Consider the following 24,280-nt stretch of genomic DNA (forward strand, 5'->3'; position numbering starts at 1 on the left):
ATCTTTACTGTGATTTAATCCATAAAACAACCCGATTTCTGCTTACTTCAATTCCAGATCAATAACATTGGGCAGTGCGGTTCTTAATGCTGCCGGTACCTGTACAGTAAGTTGCCCATTTTCTACGCTGTATTTAAGGGGCGCCTTATTACCTGATAGACTTACGTTTTTAATACTTCCCTTTGTGCTAAAAGTCACCTGTTCATCGACTGGTTTTTCGCCCTTCTTAGGAGCCAGTAAAAACAGGTAACGGTGTTTATCAGTTGCAGTGGCCGGTACCGATGCAGATTCGCTGGCATTGAGTGCCTGTGCACCTTTTATGGCACTGCCATTTACTTTCATCCAACTGGCAATTTCGGCCAGGCTGGCGTACATTTCAGGAGTAAGTACCCCTTCTTTGGTTGGCCCGTAATTTAACAGCATATTGGCGTTGTTGGCCCTGCACTTAATCAGATTGTTAAGCACCAGCGATACGGGCTTTAAAGGCTTGCCGGTATAGCCCCAACCGCCATCGGTAATGGTCGTACAAAGTTCGGCCCAGCCATCTTGTTTGGTTTTGGGTAATGCTTTATCCTGCTCAAAGGTTTTATAATCGCCATAACCGAAAAATCTCGGACTTACCACTATGGCGGGTTGCAGTTTATGGATTTCGGCCATGGTTATGCATTTATCCCAGGCTTTATTTCCACGCGAAATATCGGCTGCGCCATCGAACCAGATCATATCAATCTGCCCGTAATTACTTAACAGCTCAGTAACCTGCCCTTTTACATAAGCAGCCATTTCATTGTAATGAACCTGCTTTTCAGCTTCGGTTTTTACGGTAGTCCGAGGCCTTAAATTTTCATCCAGCACCGGGATATTTGGGTAATCCCTACCTACCCCATAGTACATGAAATTTTGGAAATCGCCATTTTGGTGCCAGTCTGGTCCTGAGTAATAAATCCCAACCTTTAATCCATATTTTCTGCAGGCGGCCACATAATCTTTTACCAGATCGCGGCCACCCATGTAATTTTTGGTATTGAAATTACCATAAGCGCTTGGCCACAGGGCAAAACCATCATGATGTCTTGCTGTAAGCACCGCATAAGTCATACCGGCTGCTTTGGCTGCTTTAATCCATTTTTCGGGGTCGTAGTTTTGAGGATTAAAGTCTTTGGCCAGTGCCCAATACTCAACCGGAGTAATACAGCTGTTTGTTTTTTCGCAGCCATTTCCGGCAAAATAATTGCCCGAATCCATAATCTTTTTAACCGATGCCGAATCCATTTTGGGCGAGCGCCAGCCAATCTGGGTGCCGGCCATCATGGGCCACGAGAGGTCTATTTGTTTAATCGATGAAATGCTCCAATGGATAAACATACCTAAACCAGCCTCCGGAAACCACTGTGCTCCGGGGTGGGTGGTATGCTTGTAGCCCGATTTTGCATCTTCAACAATGCCAATCTGGGCGTGCTCCATTTTTACTTTATCGGCTTCTTTATTTTGTGCAACCGCAAGGTTAACAGTACCAAGCAATGGCAAACATGCCAGGCACTTATATATTAAATTTCTTTTCATTGCTTAAATCATGAATTAAGGTTATTTCCCGATAACAAAGGCATCTTTTGTTTTTTCCAGCCACTGCAGCAAAACTGGCTGCAGCTTTGTTACGATGGGTAAACCCGGCTGGTAGATGTTATTAAGTTCGAAAGGATCTGCTTTTAAATCGTAAAGCTCATATGCGCCTTTACCCTTTTTCTTCACAAAAGCCAGCTTATAGTCCTTGGTACGAATGCCCCTGAAACCGGTGTTAATGTTTACATTACTGCTGCCAATGGCTCCTAAAATGTACTGTTCGGCTGGTTTTTCGCCTTTACCATTCAGGTAATACTGGGCGTAACTCTTACCATCTACATCTTTTGGTGTTTTATTTTTTAATCCCATCAAATCTAAAAGGGTTGGATAAATATCAGGTAAACTGCCTAAAAAGGTATCATCTTTACGGGGCTGGATATGACCTTTCCAGTTTACAATGAAAGGAATCCGCAGCGACTCTTCAAAGATGTTGTTTTTGGATTCTTCGTCATGTTTACCTAAACAGTTACCATGATCGGCCATAATGACCACAATGGTATTCTCCTCCAGGTGCTCATCTTTTAAACCTTGTAAAATGCGGCCAATCTGCTCATCTACGCCAGTAATATTGGCATAATAATAACGAACATCTTTACGGTACTGATCGCCAAATGCCGTACCTGCTGCCGGGATATTGGGATCTTTTACCAAATCGGTCAAAGGAACATCTTTGTACAGGTTATAGTATTTTTCGGGTACGGTGCGGTAATTAGAGTGCGGCGGGTTCATGGAAACCACCAATGAGAAAGGCGCACCATTTTTACGGATTTTTCGGCTTTCGTTTTTAAAGTAAGCCAATGCTTTATCGGCTTCGTGCTCAGGGCCCCATTGGTTTACGTACTTAAAATCATCGCGTTTATCGCCCGTATCCCAGTACATGGGTTTGTTGTGTTCATCGTAAGTACCATAAGCATACCAATAATCGAAACCATGCCTGCGCTCTGGCGCAGTCCACTCGTTCCAGGCTACTTTACCTGTGTTGTTTGAAGTAGGAATGTAAGGTTGATAAGGCGAATCGAGATGCCATTTACCTATGTAACCGTTCGAATAGTCGTTCTGTTTCAATACATCCGACCAGCATACGGCATCTTTTTGAAGTTCGATGCCGAAAGGGGCCGAACTGGAGTTTACATTGCTGTAAACATGGTTTTTGAGTGGGTATTGTCCGGTCATGAGCATGGCCCTGGCTGGCGAACAAACGGGGTAATTACTCACCATCTGGCTCAGCACCAAACTCTCTTTGGCATACTGATCTAAATAGGGCGTCAATACCGGCTCGCGGCCTTCGAAACCCAGTGCCTGCCCTCTCCACTGATCGGCCATGATAATTAACAAATTTGGGCTAGTTTTAGCTTTCGTACCCTTTTGTGCCATGGCCGGGAACGCAACTAACAGGGATAGAAAAAACAGAATATACGGAGGATATTTTTTATTGCTCATTCGTCTTGGGTTTTTATCAGTTTTCATTATGGGCAGCTGTGCCGGGTATGTGCTTATTCCTTTCTGTTGCTCCTCTTATTTTTCGGCCAGATTATCCTGTTCTTTCATTTTCTTTTTCTCTTCGGCTATCCACTGCGGTAATTTACCTAATCTTAATTCCAATTGGGCTTCAAATAACGATTCGGGTTGTACGGCTTTACCCAGGCTTTCCAATACCTGTACCTGGTTTTTATTAAACGTGGTTTCGGCACCATGATAACCCACAATTATGGGCGGCACTATTTTCCACCAGATTGATTTGGCTGGCCAGAATTCGAAATTCTTTCTGGCAGCACCTAACTGCTTGTAGTTCCACAGCACCAGATTACGGCCATGGTTGGGCATATTAAATATGGCCCCTCCCGCCCTTCCGTCAGACAGGCCTCCGGTTACCTGATCGAGCAGGGTACAGCGGGGTTGCGAGGAATGTGATTCGAAACAGGTATTTTCGGGGTATCTCGAACGCCAGATTACTGTAGCGGTAGTGCTTCCGCCACCTACGCCTACGGCATGGTGCATACCGGTTAAATCGGTAATATTGGCCAGCAAAATACCGGTCGAACCACCAGCGGCATCGACAGAATTATGTCCCATGTTGCCCTCAAAAACCAAATCAATAGCAGTACAGGCTGCCGATGCCCCGATGGTTAAACCGTTGTTTACATTGCGGAAGGTGCAGTTTCTTACCCAAGAGTTTACCGATTTGTTTAAACTCAGAATACTCCATCCACTATCATCCTGTGCAGAGCGGTGGTGCACAAATTTCTTTAGCCAGTTGCCTTCGAAAACAATATTTTCGACCCCTACCTCGCTTAAATGGGCAAAGCCCAAAACGGTCCAGTGGTGCTTGGCCTGCACATCGTAATGGATGGGTTCTACAAGCATAAGCTTGTTGTCGTCTACTTTAGCCACCTGATGGCGTTCATTAACCTGCACCCCTTTTTTAATCAGCGAAGCCCAGCTAGTATCGGGTTTTATACCTTTTAAATCGTAATCAATTAGTTCGGGGCTGTTATTGGTTACCTCGAGGATAATCCAGTCGCCAGCCTTAATTTTGGAAGCATTACTTACTTCAATGATGTGGGTTTCGCGCGGGGCGTTGGCTGTTACATCAGCCAGTTTTTTATTGGCACCCTTTGCACCAATGTTTATGGCCATCGGTACCGACCACATTTGCTTTGGATTGGCAGGAGGCAAATCTTTATCAAAAAACAAAACAGTGCCCCCTTTTCCGTTACCCGCTCCCCTTAGTACAATTTTCGACCCTGAAATGCGGATCACCTGCTGATCGTCGTTAGCGGTATTAAACAGATACCGGCCTTTGGGGAAATAAATAATCCCTTCGCCATTGGCCTCTGCTGCTGCAATAGCACTAATAAATGCTTTTTTATCCGATATATTATCGTTTGGAACGGCCCCAAAGCTGGTTACATCGAAAACCTTATAGTTTACCGTGGGGATGGCTTCTTCGCTGTAGCGGTAGCCGGCATAAGAGAAATCGGGCAAAACAGGTGTGACACCTGTACTTTTAGCCGTTTTAAAATCCTGCCATATCGTGCTTTCCTGAGCCTGCAGCGATAGGCTACTGAACGTAATTAAACCTAAAATAAATGTTTTTAAAGCCATACCTAAATTGTGATGAGCCAAAACAATAAAATCTGCCGGTTTTGTGTTCCGGCAGATTCTACGTATTAGCGGCTATTTACCAGCCCGGGTTATTTTCAGTTATTAATTTGTTCGACGACATTTCTAAAGAAGGAATGGGAAACAATAAATTTCTTGCCGTAACATTTTTACCGCCTAAACCACCATATTGCTGGTTACCCGAAGTTAGTGCACCACTGGTAGGTGCAGCGCCCATTTCGGCACCAACCGAATTCATGGTGCTTACAAATTTATTCCAGCGGATTAAGTCCATGCGGCGCAAGCCTTCGAAACACAATTCACGCATGCGCTCGTCTTCTATAGCTTGCTGAAAGGTAGCTTTGTTAAGTCCGGTCAAATCGGCCACAACACTAGCTGCCGCAACCGGCAACCCGTAACCTCTGCGGCGCACCTGGTTAATGGCATTGTAAGCCTCGGCTGTCGGGCCATTTACCTGATTTTCGGCTTCAGCAAACATCAACAGGATATCGGCATAGCGCAGCACCGGGAAGTTAATTCCGGTCTGGTTTTTATCTTTAGGTGTAAGCAGTTCGTACTCCCTTCTCCATTTGGCCATATCCCTGCCGTATTGTACGGTTTTGGCAATAGCCGTTTTGGTAGCAGTATTGGTGGTATTGTTAACGGTCCAGGTATAGGTTGTGAGTACCCAATCGCGGCGTAAATCTTTTCCGGTTGCATCGTATTTATTGTATAAACGTGCGGTTCCTTTTATAAAACCATAGCAATAACCCGGATAGGAATACAAGGGCGAATTGGCTGCCGATGGTGTCATGGTAATTCCCACCTGGCTCCCCAAAGGGCCCAGATCGAAATAACCATCGGCACGGTTACCTTTAAATTCAATTTCCCACATGCTCTCTTTGGTATTGTAAATCTCCTGCGCAGCATTAATAAAGATCTGGCGGTAGGCATTATTGGAATTGGCCGGTACCGATGGCAAAGTTTCATTAAAACCACTAAATACAGCATCGGTACTAAAAGTAGTATTCAGGCTATGTTCGCCCGAGCTGATTACTTTTTTAGTCCAGGCCAGTGCCTCGGCATATTTACCGGTATCGTTTAGCGGGTAGCCTGCCATTTGCAGGCAAACCCTGGCCAGAATACCTTGTACTACCGTTTTTGAAACGCGGCTGGGGTAACCAATTGCGGTAGAAGTGGCCACTTTTGTTTCGGCTGTGGTCATATCTTTCAATATCTGGGCATAAACATCAGCCGTTTTGGTGCGGGCTAACTGCACATCGTTAGGGCTTGTGGTTGGCGCTAACCTTAAAGGCACATCGCCAAAGCGGGTAACCAGCATAAAGTAGTAGTAACCTCTTAAAAATAAAGCCTCGCCCAATATAATCTGCCGCTTGCCTTCATCCATTTGCGGTACATCAATGTGTGCAATTAAATCGTTGGCACGGTTAACTCCGGTATAAAGGTCGGTCCATAAATTGGTTACGTTGGTATTGGAAGGATCGAAATTAAATACCTGTATGCCGGTTACTGTACCCGAACGGGCATAATAGCCCTCATCGGTACAAGCTTCGAAACCATTTGGCAAATTGCCGTACACATTACCCGAACCCAGCGGATCGTACACCCCTGCCAATGCCTGGGTTAAGCCTGTTTCATCGGTATAATATTGTTCAAGTGCAATTTTATCGGTTGGCTGGGTATCTAAGAATTTCTTACAAGAGCTGCTGGCAATGGCCACCAAAACTAATAATACATATATCTTTTTCATCTTGAAATAATTTATTTGATTAAAATGTAATGTTTGTACCAAAAACTATAGTACGGGCACGCGGATAGGCAGAGAAATCAAATCCTGGTGTTAAAACCGAACGGTAGGTATTTACCTCAGGGTCTCCTCCCGAATATTTGGTCCAAGTGGCCAGGTTTTGTGCCGATACAAAGAACCTTAGCGATTTAAGGTAAATTCTCTTAATCACCTTCGGATCGAGGTTATAGCCCAGCGATACTGTTTTTAGCCTCAGGTAAGAACCATCTTCTACATAGTTTGATGAATATCCGCCTCCAAAAAAGCCCCTGGTACGGAACATCTCCGATTCGGCATTTTGTGGTGTCCATCGGTTTTCATAGCTCGCATATTGATTAAAATTACCCAGGCCATTTGTATTTCCTTCGAACAGCATTTTATTGGCATTTAAAAGATCGTTACCGTATGACCATTGGAAGAAAACATTTAAATCAAAACCCTTATAGGTAAAATTATTAGAAAAACCACCGGTGTGGGCTGGTAAACCATTTCCGATTTTAACGTAATCCTGGGCATTTACTACGCCATCGCCATTTTGGTCTTTATATTTAATATCGCCCGGCTGGATGGTAGCCCTAGTATTTCCATTGGTAGCAACCTCTGGTTTTAAAGTATAAACGGTAACACCACTGCCATTAACGGAGGTATTAAAATCGGCATATTTATAAGTACCCAACCACTCGTAACCATACATAGAACCTAAAGGCTGGCCTACTTCGGCCACATAAGCGCTTACGTTACGCCAGGCGGCATCCCAGTTAATGGTACTCTCGAGGGTGTTTTGCCCTTCAGCTAGCGAAATTAGTTTATTGCGGTTAAAGGCAATATTGGCATTGGTAGTCCAGGTAAAATTTTTAGTAACAATGTTTTGAGTAGTTAAGGTTAACTCCAAACCCCTGTTTTCTACACTACCAATGTTTTTTAATGCGGTACCAAAGCCTGCCGATGGTGGCAATTGGGTGTTTAACAATAAATCTTTGGTTACTTTTCTATATACATCGGCACTGAAGGTAATTCTTTGCTTAAAAAAGCCTAAATCAATACCGGCATCTACCTGTTCGGTAGTTTCCCATTTCAAATCGGAGTTACCCAGTTTGGTTGGGATTACCCCCGGTACGTATTCGTTGTTGAAAGTGTATGTATTTACAATCGGATTGAAATAATTGGTCAGGTAATCGAAATCGCCTACGCGGTTGTTACCAGTTTGTCCGTAACTCACACGCAATTTACCTTCTGATAGTATTTTAGATTTTTTGAGGAAATTTTCCTGATCAAACCGCCAGGCAATAGCTGCCGAAGGGAAGTAACCCCAATGGTTTTGGCTTGGAAATTTAGACGATCCATCGGCGCGGTAAGAGGCGGTAAATAAGTATTTAGAATCGTAATTGTAGTTGATACGGCCTAAAAAGGAAGCCATGGTCCAATCGGATGCTGAAGGATCGACCCTTTGCTGTACACCCTGGTCAAAGCCATCAAACATCAGGTCTTCGTTAGGCAATTGGGTTACTGAGCGGCCATTGCTCCAAGTGTGTCTTTTTTGAAGTGTAAATCCTCCTAACAGGTTTAACTTCGACTTTTTGCTTATTTTTTTATCCCAGGTAAGCGTGTTTTCGTTTAACCAGTTACTGTAATTGTTATTGCTGATTCTTCCATTTACGCCGTTTACTCCTCCCGGGCGACCTGCAGAGGTTTTGGTGTTGTTGAATACATCATTTTCGGATTTATTTTCGATAATACCGAAAGATGATCTCAGTTTTAAATCTTTAAGAATTGCATATTCGGCATAACCATTGGCGGTAATGTTGTGTGTAGTGGTTACATTGTACGAATTCTGCAAGCTGATAACCGGGTTGATGCGGTAATCGTTAGCGGCGTTCATATCCGGATCCTGGAAAGAATCTTCGAGATCAAACACTTCGGAAGGAACTGGCCTCATGCCCAGAATAGAAGTCATTACGTTGGTAGTAGCACCATTTTCGCCCCTGGTGGGGTCTATCCCTTTTTGTTTAAGGAAGCTGTAATTGGCATTAATACCTACTTTTAACTTATCGGTAATGGCATAATCAATTACTGCACGGCCGGTATATCTTTGATAATTTGAATTTAATAAAATACCGTTTTGGTTAACTGTTGAAGTAGAAACTGCATATTTCAGTTTTTTGGTTCCACCCCTTACCGCAAAATCGTTATTGTTGTACACAGCTGTGCGCGAAACCAAATCCTGCCAGTCAATCGCATTAACACCATTGTAATAATCAACGGTTTTTCCATCGGTAAGATAAATTTGCGTAGGTGTAGCTGGTGTTCCGGTTAAAGCAGGCGTAAGTTCTAGCTGGTATTTTACATACTCGTAAGGACTCATCATTTCCATTTTTTTGGCCATGCGCTGCACACCTAAGGTGCTTGAGAAACTAAATACTGGTTTGCCCTGTTTACCTTTTTTGGTGGTAATTACCACTACTCCATTGGCGCCACGGGCACCGTAAATAGCGGTTGCCGATGCATCCTTTAAAATGTCTATCGATTCGATATCGGCCGGATTAACCACATTGTTATTGGGGTCTTCGATCAGGAAACCATCTACCACATACAAGGGGCTGTTGGCCTGCGTAACCGAGTTATTACCACGAATCACAATATCAACCCCCGAACCCGGGCGGCCATCGGCCGAGGTTACCTGCACCCCGGCTACACGACCTGCTAAAGCCTCATCGAAAGAACGTACCGGTGCTTTGTTTAACTCGGCCATTTTAACTGAGCTTACCGAACCTGTAAGGTCTTTTTTGGCCACTGTGCCATAGCCCACTACCACCACCTGATCCAGATCGTTGTTTTGCTCGGCCAGCGTTACATTTATTGTTTTTTGTTGGTTTACAGTTACCTCTTTGGCGTGGTAGCCTACATACCTGAACACCAAAATAATTGGCTTATCGGTAGGTACGCTAATACTGTATTCGCCCTGGGCCCGGGTGCTAACTGCACCATTGGTTGTACCTTTAATATTTATACTAACACCGGCCAGGGTTTCCCCTGTTTTTTGATCGGTAACGGTTCCGGTTATTATCTTACTCTGCTGGGCAGAACTCGAAAAGACGGTCAGTAGGAAGACTGAAAATAGCAGAATTCTTCTCATAACACTAATTCAATAAAAAGTTTATAGTTGGTTGTTTGATATCAAATTTACCCTTCAAGTGTAAATTTAAGGGGTATTTTTTTCCTTTTAGGGGTGAAAATTATCCTTTTTCACCACACTGAGTTAAATTTTCTTAAAACAGTTTTAATCCTGCCTTTAGCTTCTTGTACCTGAGTAATGCCTCCATAAAATAGTAATCGGCATATACCAAAGGTACATCGATCTGGCTGTTGTGCGGAATCGATCCTACATTGTGTTTCAGAATAAAATCGGCATTGGTACCTGTTGCCGCAAAGTATGCTGGTGTGGCCAGCGAGTGAAGCATTTTTACGGCTGCATCTTTATACTTTTTGGCAGTTTTACCTGTAGTATAGGTACTCAGTTCTAACAGGGCCGATGCAGTAACTGCTGCTGCAGAAGCATCGCGGTATTTTACCTTAATGTTATTGGCATTAGAGTTTACACCCGGTGTATAGCCAGCCTGGTTGGCATTAAAATCCCAGTAAGGTACAAAGTCGGCAGGCAGGTTTTTGCTATCGATAAAATAATTGGCTAAACCCTGGGCCATTTTTAAAAAGCGAACATCTTTGGTTTCGCGGTAGGTCATGGTATAACCATATATAGACCAGGCCTGGCCACGTGCCCATGTTGAGTTATCTGAATAGCCCTGTGCAGTTTCGCGCGCCAGTACCTTCCCTGTTTTATCATCATAACAAACTACGTGGTAAGAACTGTAATCGGGTCTGAACTGGTTTTTCATTGTAGTAAGTGCATGTGTAATGGCAATGTGCCTGAAACTGGTATCGCCCGATATTTTTGAGGCAGCAAACAGCAACTCCAGGTTAATCATGTTATCGATAATTACCGGAAAGCTATAGTTCTCTTTACCATGCCACGATTTAAACACATTCCACGATTTAATGCAACCTGTAACCGGATTAAAGCGGGTACTTAATGCTTTGGCCGAATTAATTAAAACCTGCTTATAGTTTTCGTTTTGGGTAAGCCTGTAAGCATTGCCGTAGCTGCAGTACATCATAAAACCCAAATCGTGATGCTCGGTAAAGTTTTGCAGGGGTGCTAACTTTTCTGTCCACTGTATAGCCTGTGCTTTTAGTGCGGCATCTTTATTGGCCTCGTAAGCATACCAGAGGTTGCCCGGGAAAAAGCCGGTAGTCCACTCGTACAAGCCACCACTGCGCAGCTTCCCTTCTTTATCGGTTGTTTGCGGAAAAGCTGTAGCCGTAAGGCTTTTGCTGCCCAACATTTCTTTTACCTGTTTTTGGCACAGGGCCAGGTTATGCGTAATAAACTTTTCTTCGGTTTGGGCTTTGGTAGTACTCGTTATAGTGGTTAACGAAGCAAAAGTAAAAGCGGCGATCAGTAAATTTCTCTTTATCATTTTTAATTTGGTTAGTGCATGCCTGTTTCCAGGTGTATCCGGTTCTTTTCGTTCTGTAAAAGGTGGTGTAAATGTTGTAAGCCTCCATGTGGCACTGTTTACCCGGCCTTTTGTCTTATTCGAAATTGCTGTAGTTCTGCCAGTTGAAGGGTAATTTTTTTCCTTAAAAAGGGTAAATATTTCCTTTTCATTCCTAAATTTGATTATTGCTAATGCAAATCGCTTCATCCCGGTTAGATATTAGGAACGATTGCCAGTAATAATAGCGCTACCCAATAGCATTTAAACCAAATAACAAGCAGAACTTAACGACAAAAATTTGAAGGCTCTTCGATTTTCATTGGTATTGATATGGCTTTACTGCATTTTTTTTAATGCCACTAAAAGCCACGCCCAAAGTAGCCAACTAATTTTCAACCACTTAAACATCAGCAACGGCTTGTCTAATAACTCGGTGTTATCTATCAATCAGGATACTACAGGCTATATCTGGCTGGGTACAAAATACGGTTTAAACCGCTTTGACGGCCGCACATTCAGGATTTTCAAAAACGACCCGCAAAATACCGGTTCAATCTCTTCAAACGATTTTATTAAATGCCTGGAAATAAGGAACGACCAGCGCATGTGGGTAATAAACAGTGGTTTAGACCTATACAACCCCGTTAACGAATCTTTCGAGCATATTATGCCAATTGGCTCAGGGATTACCAAAATTGTAGAGGATAAACAAAAGCAACTTTGGATAGCCTCCTTAACCGGATTAAAATTTATTGCGGCAAACAGTAAAAAAATTATTCCCATCCAGCTGGGTAAAGGCAGTAACGAGGTTAGCGAAATTTTTGAAGATAGGGATCAGCATATCTGGGTAGGTACTTCGGTTGGCTTATACGAACTTTTTTTCAGCAACAAAAAGCTAAAGGTCCTGTTGCATCAGGAGGCTGCGTTTGATGTATTTTATGGCAACCAGATTAAAGCCATTGCACAGGATAAAAACGGCAATTTGTGGTTTGGCACCAAAACCAATGGCATACAAATCCTGAATATGGCTACCAAAAAGATTAGCCACTTTGCCAAAAACGGTGCCGATAAAAGAAACCTGGTTAACAATAACATCCGGAAAATCATTTCGGTTAAAAATGGCAAGATGTGGATTGGCACACAGGATGGCCTTTCTATCGGCGATCCGGATTCGTTTACTTTTCAGCATTACCAGCACGATGTTACCGATGCAAACAGTTTAAGCCAAAACTCCATTCATGATATTTTTCAGGATAAAGACGGCTCGGTTTGGATAGGTACTTTTTTTGGTGGTGTAAACGTGGTGTATGCGGTTAATACCCCTTTTAAAAGCTATCAGAATAACCTCTCGCCCAATAGCATCAGCAGCAGTATAGTAAGCGCTATAGTCGAAGATAAGCAGCATAACCTGTGGGTAGGTACCGAAGCTGGTGGTTTAAATTATTTTAACAGGCAGAGCAATCAGTTTATCAGCTATAAGAATTCGCCAGCCGATACAAACAGCCTTAGCTCCAATCTGGTTAAAGCGATAGCGATTGATCAGTATCAGCATGTACTAATCGGCACATCAGTTGGAGGCTTAAGTTATTTTGATCCTCAAACCGGAAAATTTACCGTGTACAAGCGCAAGGGGATTGGAAATAACAGCAACAATATCGCATCCGACAATGTGAATTGCCTGCTGGTAAGCCGCGGGCAGCAGGTACTGGTTGGTACCGACGAAGGGTTAAACCTTTTTGATCCTTTAACCAAACGTTTTCAGCTGTTAAATTTAGCGGGTAGCAACAGCAGATTTAATAAAAAAATTACTGCACTCTTTCAGGATCGCCAGAACAAGATCTGGATTGGTACACCAGCCGGCTTATACAGCCTCTCGCCTAACCTGACCATACAGCCTGAAAATTACAAAGGTGAACCAGACCATGCATTTAAGTTGAATATTAACTGCATTCAGCAGGATAGTGAAGGAAATATCTGGCTGGGTACTTACCACAAAGGTTTAGCCCTGCTCAATCAGCGCAATAAAACCTTCGAGCTGTTTAACTATAAAAACAACCTGCCCAGCGATAACATTTTAAGCTTGGTTGAAGACAATCAAAACAATTTATGGATTGGTACCGATAATGGTTTGGTAAAATACGATCGCAAAGCCCGCTTTTTCAGGAGTTTTAACATGCTGGATGGCTTGCCCGACAATCAGTTTAACACCAGCTCTTTTTACAAAGCTGCCAACGGAGCATTGTTTTTCGGCACCTTTAACGGCCTTGTTACCTTCGATCCGCAGAAAATAGAAAAAAACAATACTGCCCCTCAAGTGGTGCTTTCGAACTTAAAGCTTTTTAATAACCCGGTTAAAATTAATGATGAAACCAGGCTGCTTACCGAAGATATTAACTTGAGTAAAAACATCACTTTTAACCACCTGCAGAACAATTTTACCTTAGAGTTTTCGGCACTAAACTTTATAAAACCGAGTAAAAACAAATATGCCTATAAGCTGGAAGGTTTTGAAAGCAACTGGAACAATGTCGAAGTACCCACTGCCACCTACACCAATTTATCAGCAGGAACTTATACCTTTCTGGTTAAGGCAACCAATAACGATGGCATTTGGAGCAGGGAAATCAAATCGGTTACCATTACCGTTTTACCGCCAATATGGAAAACCATCTGGGCTTATTTACTTTATGCCATAGCCATTTATTTTATAGTTGCCTATATCATTAAATTTTTCAGGGCGAAGGCTAAGCTAAAGCAAGAGCTTTATCTGGAACATATTGAAGCGGAACACCAGAAGAAAAATTACCAGATGAAGCTGGATTTCTTTACCAACATATCGCATGAAATACGAACACCACTTACGCTTATTTTAGGGCCACTGGAGAAGCTTGAAGAGATTACCACCAATAATACCGTTGTACACCAATACGCTTTAACCATTAAGAACAATACCGAGCGGTTGTACCACCTGGTAAACGAGCTGCTCGACTTTAGAAAAGCCGATTCTGAAAATCTGCGCTTGTACTTTGCCGAAACAGATATTGTGGCTTTTTTACGCGGCGTGTTTGAAAATTTTGCGCACCTTGCTGAAGCCAAAAACATAACTTATACTTTTAAAACAACTGATGAAGCCATACCCGTTTATTTTGATAAAAACCAAATGGAAAAGGTATTCTTCAATTTATTATCAAATGCCTTTAAATTTACACCTGCCGATGGCGAAATTAGCTTGGTGATTGAACAAAACGGCCTTGAGCAAGTTTCTGTTACGGTTAACGACAATGGGAAAGGCATTGCACTTTATAACATCGACGATATTTTCAAGAATTTTTATCAGGAAGACCAAAGTATGGGTACCGGTATTGGCCTGGCACTATCTAAAAAACTGGTAGAACTACACCAGGGAGAGGTCAGGGTAAACAGCAGGTTAGCTACAGCAAATGAACGGGGTTTCACTGCTTTTAAAGTATTGTTACAACTGGGCAATAGCCATTTAACAGGGGCTTATACCGGCGAAGCAGCCGTATCTGAAGCCTACCAACTGCAACACGAGCCCGATTATGCTACCGAAAGCCCGCTTACGGAAACAACAGTCGCCGCTAACAATAACAAGCCCTCTGTTCTGATTGTAGAAGATAATAAGGAGTTGAGAGATTTCATTAAGCAATCGTTAGCCAATGATTATGATGTACAGGTGAGTGAGAACGGTTTGCAGGGCTGGGAAATTGCAAGCACTACCCTACCTGATCTGATTATCAGCGACATTATGATGCCGGTTATGGACGGGCTAACCTTTTGCAAAAAAATCAAAACAGATGTCCGCACCTCACACATCCCGGTAATTCTACTCACGGCAAAATCGGCACAGGTACATGAAATACAAGGTTTAGAACACGGCGCTGATGTGTATATTACCAAACCTTTCAGCAACAAAATTCTTCAGCTTAATATCCATAACATGCTGGCTTTAAAAACGGCCATGCAAAAGAAATACAGCGATCAGCTGCAACTGCCTCCAATTATCCATCAGCCAAATGCTTCGGCTGATGAAAAGCTGTTATCGAAACTACAGCTTGTTATTGAAGAGAATTTAGCCAATGCCGAGTTCGATATTGTAGCCTTAACTTTAGAAATAGGGATGAGTAAATCAGTACTTTATAAAAAATTTAGTGCGCTTACTAATCTTTCGTTAAATGAGTTTATTAAAACCCAGCGTTTAAAACATGCCGTTACGCTACTCCAGCAGGGAGAAACTTCTATTCTTTCGGTAGCTGTTCAGGTAGGCTTTAACGATGTAAAGTACTTTAGCCGCGAGTTTAAAAAGGTTTACGGCATTACACCAAGCCACTACATTAAAAATTAAAGCATAAAAAAAGCAGATTAAGTGTTTGATAGCTACACTCAATCTGCTTTTAATAATTTGGCTGTTAAGCCCGAATGTTATTTAACCACTTTAATCTGGCCTTTCATAACCATATAATGGCCAGGGTAGGTACAAATAAACGGATATACGCCAGGTGTTTTAGGCACCGTAAAATAAATGGTATCTGCTTTACCGGGCTGCAGTAAAACCGTATGTGCCAGCACCTTTGGGCTACCGGGAACAAAATCGTACTTTTCGCCATCGAGTCCCATTTTTAAAGCCATTTCGCCTACCGCATTACCCGAGCCTGGTGTGGTAAGCACAAAGTTGTGCAGCATATCGTCGGCATTGGCAAAGGTTAACTTCACTTTTGTGCCCGCCTTTAAAGTAATATTGGTTATATCGAATTTCAGGCCTGGTTTGGTTCCCAGTAAAATAGTTTTGTCTGGTCCCTTGTCCCAACTTTCGGGCTGCCTGATTACATGCTTACTGGCATCGGTATTACCTTTAACAGCACCGCCGCTTGCAGGTATATTGCCCATTTGGTGATGCTCCATTCCTGCCATACTATGCTCCCCCTCCATCTTACCTGTGGGTTTATTTTCGACAGTTAAGACTATCTTTTCTCCATCCGGAATCCTGTTTAAGGTATAATACCCATAATTGTGCAGCAAAGGTGTATTGCCATTTTCGGCACGCAATCCTTCCATTCTGATTTCGTGGATATAACCCTCTTTTAAACTATCAAGTACCAAACGCACACGTTTTCGGTCGGGAGAAACAACAACTGCTTTAATGTTACGGGCCGACTGGTTAATTACCGGACTTCCGTAAATATGGTGGTATTTATAGGTAAAAGTTGATAGTTTATACGCGCCGGCATCGCGGGCTGTTTTTTCGTCAACCGGCAAAGTAAACTCCAGCTCAAAACCATCGGGCTGCGCCTTTACGGTTTGTACCTCGAATGGCATAATGCCCGACCAGGTTAAGCGCTGCAACCCGTACTCGGCTTTTCCGGTTGATGACCAGCCCCTTGAGGTCATGCCCACCAGCATACTGCCATCCGACCCCCAGTTCATTCTGAGTATTCCGGAAGAAAATCCCCGGCGAAATGGAAATACTGCACCTTGATACACGCCTTTAATTTTTTCTAAAAATACCCTGTTAATATTACTCTGCGATTGATCACCTACAAAAAGTTGTCCTTTAAAAGGCCCCATATTGCCATTATCCGAATAATTTAAGATCCCTGATGTAGAATTACCCATAATAGAGTGCGGAATCCATACAGAAGGGCTTTTTAGCCCGGGTACCCTTTTGGCCACTTCAAACTTGGGCTCACCTGTATCCGGAATATCACTTTTGTGCAGCTTTACCGGAGAGCCGGGCTCATCTGCCCATACCAAACCAGCAGGATTGCCAACAAAATCGCCTTCTTCTACATGGGTAATGCTGCCCGAGCCTACCCAGTCGCCCTGGTTCTCAGCGTAAAATATTTCGCCATCGCCATTCAGTGCCAGCGCCGCAGGCGAACGGAAACCTGTTGCAAAAGGTTTTAACTTAAAATCGGGTGTAAATTTAAGCATCCAGCCATGCCATTTAGATAAACTTGCGCCATAACCAATCCAGCCCACATTTAGGGTAACCACCATGTTGCCATCTTTATCCAATATAGGGCCATAGGCATATTCATGATAATTGCCCGATAGGGGCCACGAATACATGGTGCTGTATTCGTCGGCTTCGCCATCGCCATCCAAATCGCGCAGGCGTGTAATTTCAGCACGTTGGGTAAGGTAAATATCGCCCTTAATATAATTTAAGCCCAGTATTTCGTGCATACCATGTGCAAATAACCTGTATTTGGGTTGTTGCCCATCTTTCATGTATGGGTTGGTAATAATCCACACTTCTCCTTTACGGGTGGCCACAGCCAGCTCATCGTTTGGTAAAAAGGTCATTCCACCCACTTCGAGTGCTATTTCTTTTGGAATGGGTATAGTTACAATGGGATAAATCTGGCTTTCTGTTTGTGCTTTTACCCTTACCAAACCAGCACCCAGTAACAAAAGCGGCAATAAGTATGTTAATTTTTTCATGTTTTGATTACCAGATTAGCGAATAGGTTAACGAATCGGTTCCATTGGCCAATAGTACAAGCAGTTCTTTGCCATTTTGGGTCTTTCTGATGAACGCTTTTGTACCATCGGCAACCTTTATGGTATAAGTTTTATCGCCAACACTATAGGTATTGTTTTTATGGGCTTCGATAGTGGGCCCCGCAGCAATACGGCAATAAAGTGGCTGCTTGCTGTTGCTAATGCTAATGGTGCGGCTTAATGCAGTACCGCCATTTTGAACGGCTATTTTATCGGTCACATCGGCACCATTGGCGGCGTATAAAAATGTAGGCATTTTGCTTTTATCTAATGCGTACCCCTTGTTCAGGAGGTCATCAAAAGCTATAGAATCGGGCCAGACAGCATCTTTATCTGTCAGCACAGCAAGGGCTGGTGCCGCAGAAAGCGGTAAAACCGTACCCAAAGGTTTGGCCAGCTGGGGTTCTCCCCTGTCTTTCCACATTTCTGTTACATCCATAAAATCTCCACGCCATACCTGCAGCAAAGCACCTTGTTTCAAATCGTAAGCATAGTTTACCTTTTCGGGGGTACCTACCGAAATTACGTGGGTACGTTTCTTGCCTTCAAACATCAGGAAACTTCGCAATAAATAGGGTTTGCTTGCGGCATTGATGAGGTAAGGGCTTGCATTTTGAGCCATAGCGTAGGTGCCACAGCAGATAAACAGCGCCAGGCAGCACATCAATCGTTTATAATTCATTTTTTATTTGGTTAAGGCAGCCATAACAATCGGTTGCATAACAAATATATCATAAGCAAATCAGTTTACAAAAACTCTGGCAACACAATTATTAAAAATAAACACAAACAATTAACAATCAATAAATTAAACTACACAATACAGTATGCAAACGATAGCACAAAAAGGAAAGCAGCCCCTAAAACCTTTGACATTGCTTACACAATAACCTGCAATAATTAGCTGTTTGTTTTTTAACTTTAAAGCATGAACAAGTTCTCCCTTTCAGAGATATACGTGTACCCGATTAAATCGTTGGGTGGCTTTCGCCTTAAAGAAGCACACTTAGAAGATAAAGGCCTTAAATACGATAGAAGGTGGATGCTTGTTGATGAAGATGGCACTTTTATTACCCAGCGAAAACATTTTGAGCTGGCACTTTTACAGGTAAGTATTGCTGATGGAAAACTAACTGTAGCGCATAAACTTACACCAGAACTGCATATTTCTTTTGGATTGGATGAAGATGCTGGCACCGCCATTCCGGTAAGTATCTGGAACGATGCCTCTACAGGACTGGAGGTAAATGCTGAGGTGAGTGAGTGGTTTTCGGCTTATTTGAAATTTAAGGTAAAGCTGGTAAAAATGCCCTTGGCAGAGAAGCGTTTCGTTGACCGTGACTATGCCTCGAATGACGAGATTGTAAGCTTCGCTGATGGTTATCCCTGCCTGATGATTGGCCAGGCTGCCTTAAACGGACTTAACGAAAAATTACAGGAACCGGTATTGATGGATAGGTTTCGCCCTAACTTTGTGTTTACGGGTGGTGAGCCACATCAGGAAGATCAATTTAAAACTTTTTACATCGGCGATATCCTCTTCTCGGCTGTAAAGCCCTGCGCCCGCTGTGTATTAATTACCATCGACCAGCAAACCGGCGAAAAAGGACAGGAACCTTTGCGCACCTTAGCGGGCTACCGCACTTTGAATAAAAAAATAATGTTCGGCCAGAACCTTATTCCCCAGGCACTGGGTATTATCCGTACCGGAGATGAGATTAGGGTTGTGGATTGGAAGTAAAGAATAGAATAATGGTTCGTGCGGACACGAACCACGGGATTAGGATAAGTAGATTTCTCCACTGCGGTCGAAATGACGGTGACCTATGGAGATCCTCCTTAAGGTTTGTCACGTTGAGCCTGTCGAAACGCCTCACAATGTTTTACGTAGGTCCTTCGACAAGCTCAGGATGACAAATCTAATAGAAAATCGTCATCTCGACTGAAGCGCAGCGAAATGCCTGCCCGTACAGGCGGGGAGAGATCTTTAATCAGCTTTCTCGGCTCGTTGCACTCCGCTCGAAATGACGATTATCTGTAGCGGCACTCCTAATTAAAAACTACTCATAACCATTCTCAAAGGTCACAGTTTGCTTTGGTTTAAGCTTTATCTCAGCAATTCCATCATCGCCCATTTTTACACTTCCTGCAGGTACATCTTTAGCTACATAAGTTTTAAAAGGGAGCTTAACCCGTAGCAAACCGCCTTTCTCAGCATAGATTTTTACTTTTGCAGGCACACCATTTTCTTTGGCAGCACTTACCAAAAAGGCACCTTCGGTACGTAAATCTTTAAATGAAACATTAGCCCAGCTTTGCGGCACTGCCGGGAAAACCTGTATATAACCGTTGCGGCTTTGCACCAGCAACTCCTGCAGGCCTTGTGCAAAGGCAAAGTTACCTTCGAGCGTGAACGGCCGATAGGTGAAACCTGAATATTGGCCACCTTTCTGATCGCCGTTTAAATGGAAACTGTTTGCAGAACAGAAATTACTGGCAAAGATTTCGAGTTGTTTTACCGCTTTATCTGCCTGGTAAGCCCTGGCGTACAAAGAAGCCATCCAGCTAAAAGAGTAACCGCACCAGGCTCTGGTACCCATTTCTTCAATGCGTTTTAAAGAGTTATCGATTACTGTTTTATCTTTTTCTTTATTGGCATCAAGCAAATCGAGCGGGTAAATGGCCATATATTGCGACATATGGCGGTGCGAGCTGGTTAAATTTGATCCCGGTGCAATGGTAAATCCGGTTTCGTTAATTTCGTATTCAGGCAATTGACTCAAAACAGTTAACCAGTGTTTGCGCTCGGCTTCTTTACCGTTGGCCTGGCTTACTTCGGCCGCTGCCTTAAATAAAAACTTAGCCAGCGATAAATCGAAATTGGTCCATTCTAAAAACCAGGCTTTAATGCTATTATCGTTAAACTCTGGACTGGAGCTTAACGGTAATTTACGCACACCATCCTTTAACCGGGTAATGTTTTCTAAGAAAGTTGCGGCATCATGAATGTATGGATAGGCTCTTGTTTTCAGAAAAGCATCGTCCATACTGTATTTCCACTGCCAGTAAAAGTGCTGCGAAGCCCAGGCCCCAACGGTTGGCGAAAGCGAATACTGGATCCAGCCGCCCATAGGGTCGCCGTTTAGCGTAACCACCCCCGGCACATTCAAGCCTGCAACACCAAAATACTGTTTAGTATAGCTCAGGTTGCGGTTTCTGATTTTCCAAAGCCAATCGGTAAAGGTTGCTCCTTCTGCCAGGCGGTTACCGGTGTAAGTTGGCCAGTAGCTTAACTGGGTATTGAGGTCGTTATGAAAATCGCCTTTCCACGGTGGTAAACTACCGTTATCGGCTGTCCAAACGGCCTGTAAAGTAATGGCTGGTGCGCCTTTACGGGCTACGCTACCCAATTTATACATTTCGAGGTAATATTGCTTCTGAATAACCAGATCGGGTACCGAAATGCTCGATTTACTCCAGAAATTTTTCCACCAGGCGGTGTGTTGAGGCCAGCCTGTAGGCTCTTTAGCAGTTGCAGAAATAGCAGGCAAGCTTGCGGTTTTATCGCTGGTAATGGTCCAAGAGCCAATAACTTTGTTCTTGCCTGTTTTTTGCCATTGCACCAGTACTTCAAAATAATGGCCATCGTAGGTAGGTTGATGGTAACGTACGCTATTGGCGGTGTTTACAACCGTGCCCTTGCCGTAACCCAGTTTTTGCAAACCTACACCAGCATGGCTATTATCGCCTTTCTCGGTTTGGTTATTGCTGTAATTGTGTACAATCAGGGCTGGCAACAAATCGGTAGCTTTTAAGTCGCTGAAACTGAAATAGCCGCGTTGTTCGGTAGCATGAATGTAACAGTTAAATACGGTTCCGTTATCGAATTTAATGGTATTTAAAGCGGTTTCGATATCGAGATCGTTGGCTACCACTTTACCCAGTTTAGCCAGATCAAACTCCATAGCGGCAGCAGGCAGTTTAGTTGGGAACGGGCTCCTATCGTAAGGTTCATCGCCCAGTTTTTGTACGGCAGCATAATTGTTTTTATGTACCTGCTCTTCAACCCATTTGAAGTTGAATTTAGAGATGTCCATCGCTTTGCGCTCGTCCCATAAATCGGCACGATCTAAAGAAAGGCGAAGTTTATTGTTCTTCTCCCATATTAATACACCAAGCATACCGTTACCGAGTGGCATGGCTTCATCCCACTTATCGGCAAGTTTAGGAAAGGAAAGATTGTAAGGTTTTAACCTTTGTGCGTAACCTGCAAAAGAAAAGCAGATAAGCAGTAAGAGGATAGTGACTTTAGTTTTCATTTGGTTCTTTTAGAAATGATTAGCATTTGTGTTTACTGTATCAATTTCTAAAATACCGATATTTAATTATAATAGAATAGCCTAAAAATTACGCAAACGTTTGACGGCTAATATAAAATAGATTTTTGCGAAAAAAAGATCAATGTACAATCTTAAAAACGAGTTCTTTTAACAATTCGCCATCATCAACATTACCGGTACTGTCTAATCCTTTGCTTTTTAAATCGTACTCGCGCAGCAGGCTTATCACCTGAAAAACCTTACCGGTATTATAGTTTCGGGCAGCTACCTCATAATCTTTGATAAAAAAGGGAGGTACACCCAATGCTGATGCCGCATCGGCCTTATTGGGTACATAATGATATTTTAACAGCTTGGTAAAATAACCACCTAAATTGGCCAGTACCATAACCGTAGGATTTGCTTTGGGGTTGCTGCCGAAATAATTGATGATCTTATTGCACTTCAGCACATCGCGCATAGCCAGCGCTTTCTGTAACTCGAAAACGTTATACTCTTTACTGATACCGATATTTTTTTGTACCAGATCGGTATTGATGGTTTGATCTTTAGGCACATTGAGCATCAGTTTTTCGATCTCATTGGCGATTTTAGATAAATCTGTACCCAAATACTCAGCCATTAAGGCCGATGCCTGCTGATCGATTTTATACCCTTTTTCTTTAATGAAATCTTCAATCCAGGGTACCAGTTTATAATCGCGTACGGGGTCTGACTGAAAGATCAGGCCGCTTTTGCTAATGGCTTTATAAATCTTTTTACGCTTATCGAAATTGGCGTATTTGAAAGCCAGCACTAAAATGGTACTGGGTAAAGGCTTTTCGAAATAATTGAGCACAAATTCGCCCTCTTTGCTGCCACCATCTTCTTTGCCCCATTTTAAATCCTGCGCTTCTTTTACAATGACCACCTGATAGTCTGACATCATGGGGTAACGCTTCGCTGCACCTAAAACCGTAGCCATATCGGTATCTTTTCCGTACAGCACCGTTTGATTAAAACCCTTTTCGGCATCGTTTAACAGCTTATCTTCGATATAATCGGTTACCTGATCGATATAGTATGATTCTTCACCATGCAGTAAATACACGGGTTTAAATTTTCGGGCTTTAATATCTTTGATAATTTCGGCAGCTGTCATGGCCTGTAAAATTACGATTTAGGTTGAACGATTAAAGAAATTAACTGATTTGTTTATGCACATAATATTAACTTTGGGATTTATAAACAGATCAGCTACAGAAAAACAATGGTGCACGATACAAACCTTTTACCTATTGCCATGGTAGAAATACCTGCAGGCGAAATTGTGCTGAGAGACGACAGGATTAAGCAAAGCTGGACTGTTGAGATGAAACCTTTTTACTTAGCGAAATACGCGGTAACACAAGCGCTTTATTTTGAAATAACCGGCAACAGGCCGGCTACATTTACCGGAGATAACCATCCGGTAGAAACCATAACCTGGCGCGATGCAGTATTATTTTGCAATGTCTTATCTGAAAAAAATGATTTAAACCCTTGTTATATTTTTGACCGGGAAGCCGACGAAGTGCTGTTTAAACCAACCGCCAATGGCTTTAGGTTGCCTACAGAAGCCGAATGGGAATACGCCTGTAAAGCAGGTACCAACGGCATCAGGTATGGCGAACTTGACCACATTGCCTGGTATAAACAAAACTCCGGAAAAACTACCCAACAGGTGGGCCTCAAAACGCCCAATGCCTGGGGCTTGTATGATATGCTGGGCAATGTTTGGGAATGGTGCACTGATATTTACGATGAAAGCGTGTACGGCTCTTACCGCATTATCCGTGGTGGTGGCTGGAGCGATGAGGAAAGGGGTTGTATGGCCACTAACCGCCGGCGCAGCCATCCCAAATCATTTAAAATAGAAGATTTGGGGTTCAGGCTGGCGAGGAATATGTAAATCGTAAATGACTTAAAAGCCATAACTTTGAAGTAAATGGATCAGGATACGGCAAAATACATTGTGACTTATTTTTCCAAGTGCTTAACTGCAGAGGAGAGGTTGGCGATTCGACACACCCATTCTCTGATTAAACTTGGATTAGATACTGACCCTGCCATAACACCCAGTGCACTAAATATTTATAAAAAAGCTGGCTGGCTTACTGAGAATAAAAGCATATTAAACTTACTAAAAGATGGCTACGATTCTTTTGAGATAAGGGTAGCTAAAAGAATTTTAAACCAGGAAAAGATATTTTTAAACAATTGTCCCGATTGTGGTAAACTAGCGAGAACACCCTCAGCTAAGCAATGTAGATTTTGTGCACACCGTTGGTCTTAAATGCTAAAGAACTGAAATT

Annotated in this window: 14 protein-coding genes; 4 read left to right on the forward strand and 10 right to left on the reverse strand. The window is 42.9% G+C overall.

Going from position 1 to position 24,280, the window contains the following annotated elements:
• Positions 1–42: 42 nt before the first annotated feature.
• The 6 genes from DBR40_RS13020 to DBR40_RS13045 form a co-directional block, all read right to left on the reverse strand.
• Complete coding sequence (locus DBR40_RS13020; RefSeq protein WP_124560186.1) at positions 43–1,563, reverse strand: alpha-L-fucosidase; 1,521 nt, start codon at positions 1,561–1,563, stop codon at positions 43–45.
• A 21-nt stretch (positions 1,564–1,584) separates the two neighbouring features.
• On the reverse strand, positions 1,585–3,060 hold the full coding sequence (locus DBR40_RS13025) for a sulfatase (RefSeq protein WP_124560187.1): 1,476 nt from the start codon (positions 3,058–3,060) through the stop codon (positions 1,585–1,587).
• A gap of 75 nt (positions 3,061–3,135) precedes the next feature.
• Entirely contained in the window at positions 3,136–4,725 is a 1,590-nt protein-coding gene (locus tag DBR40_RS13030) for a DUF4955 domain-containing protein (protein ID WP_124560188.1), read from the reverse strand.
• A gap of 76 nt (positions 4,726–4,801) precedes the next feature.
• Positions 4,802–6,493 (reverse strand): RagB/SusD family nutrient uptake outer membrane protein, encoded by a 1,692-nt coding sequence (locus tag DBR40_RS13035; protein WP_124560189.1) that lies wholly within the window; start codon positions 6,491–6,493, stop codon positions 4,802–4,804.
• A 19-nt stretch (positions 6,494–6,512) separates the two neighbouring features.
• A complete protein-coding gene (locus tag DBR40_RS13040) occupies positions 6,513–9,662 on the reverse strand; it encodes a SusC/RagA family TonB-linked outer membrane protein (RefSeq protein WP_124560190.1) in 3,150 nt (1,049 codons plus the stop codon).
• A gap of 133 nt (positions 9,663–9,795) precedes the next feature.
• Positions 9,796–11,292 carry a glycoside hydrolase family 88 protein gene (locus tag DBR40_RS13045; protein ID WP_233603882.1) on the reverse strand — a complete coding sequence of 499 codons (1,497 nt, stop codon included), beginning with the start codon at positions 11,290–11,292 and terminating at the stop codon, positions 9,796–9,798.
• A gap of 211 nt (positions 11,293–11,503) precedes the next feature.
• Between DBR40_RS13045 and DBR40_RS13050 the strand changes: the two genes are divergently transcribed.
• Positions 11,504–15,448: a two-component regulator propeller domain-containing protein gene (locus DBR40_RS13050; RefSeq protein ID WP_158674047.1), complete on the forward strand. Its 3,945-nt coding sequence runs from the start codon at positions 11,504–11,506 to the stop codon at positions 15,446–15,448.
• 77 nt (positions 15,449–15,525) lie between these two features.
• Here the strand turns inward: DBR40_RS13050 and DBR40_RS13055 are convergent, their stop codons facing one another.
• Both DBR40_RS13055 and DBR40_RS13060 read right to left on the reverse strand, forming a co-directional pair.
• Positions 15,526–17,547, reverse strand: coding sequence for a plastocyanin/azurin family copper-binding protein (locus tag DBR40_RS13055; protein WP_124560192.1), 2,022 nt, complete (start codon positions 17,545–17,547; stop codon positions 15,526–15,528).
• Between the two features lie 7 nt (positions 17,548–17,554).
• Positions 17,555–18,289, reverse strand: a complete 735-nt coding sequence (locus DBR40_RS13060; RefSeq protein WP_124560193.1) for a hypothetical protein — start codon at positions 18,287–18,289, stop codon at positions 17,555–17,557.
• Positions 18,290–18,535: 246 nt separating this feature from the next.
• Between DBR40_RS13060 and DBR40_RS13065 the strand changes: the two genes are divergently transcribed.
• A complete protein-coding gene (locus tag DBR40_RS13065; RefSeq protein WP_124560194.1) occupies positions 18,536–19,348 on the forward strand; it encodes an MOSC domain-containing protein in 813 nt (270 codons plus the stop codon).
• A 319-nt stretch (positions 19,349–19,667) separates the two neighbouring features.
• Here the strand turns inward: DBR40_RS13065 and DBR40_RS13070 are convergent, their stop codons facing one another.
• Positions 19,668–21,926: a glycosyl hydrolase family 95 catalytic domain-containing protein gene (locus DBR40_RS13070; RefSeq protein WP_124560195.1), complete on the reverse strand. Its 2,259-nt coding sequence runs from the start codon at positions 21,924–21,926 to the stop codon at positions 19,668–19,670.
• 139 nt (positions 21,927–22,065) lie between these two features.
• On the reverse strand, positions 22,066–23,088 hold the full coding sequence (gene holA / locus DBR40_RS13075) for a DNA polymerase III subunit delta (RefSeq protein WP_124560196.1): 1,023 nt from the start codon (positions 23,086–23,088) through the stop codon (positions 22,066–22,068).
• 108 nt (positions 23,089–23,196) lie between these two features.
• On the opposite strand from holA, the gene DBR40_RS13080 reads away from it, so the two are divergent.
• Both DBR40_RS13080 and DBR40_RS13085 read left to right on the forward strand, forming a co-directional pair.
• Positions 23,197–23,877, forward strand: coding sequence for a formylglycine-generating enzyme family protein (locus DBR40_RS13080; RefSeq protein ID WP_124560197.1), 681 nt, complete (start codon positions 23,197–23,199; stop codon positions 23,875–23,877).
• Between the two features lie 36 nt (positions 23,878–23,913).
• On the forward strand, positions 23,914–24,261 hold the full coding sequence (locus DBR40_RS13085) for a hypothetical protein (RefSeq protein WP_124560198.1): 348 nt from the start codon (positions 23,914–23,916) through the stop codon (positions 24,259–24,261).
• The last annotated feature ends 19 nt before the right edge of the window (positions 24,262–24,280 follow it).

Source organism: Pedobacter sp. KBW01, assembly GCF_003852395.1.
Taxonomy (GTDB): Bacteria; Bacteroidota; Bacteroidia; order Sphingobacteriales; family Sphingobacteriaceae; genus Pedobacter.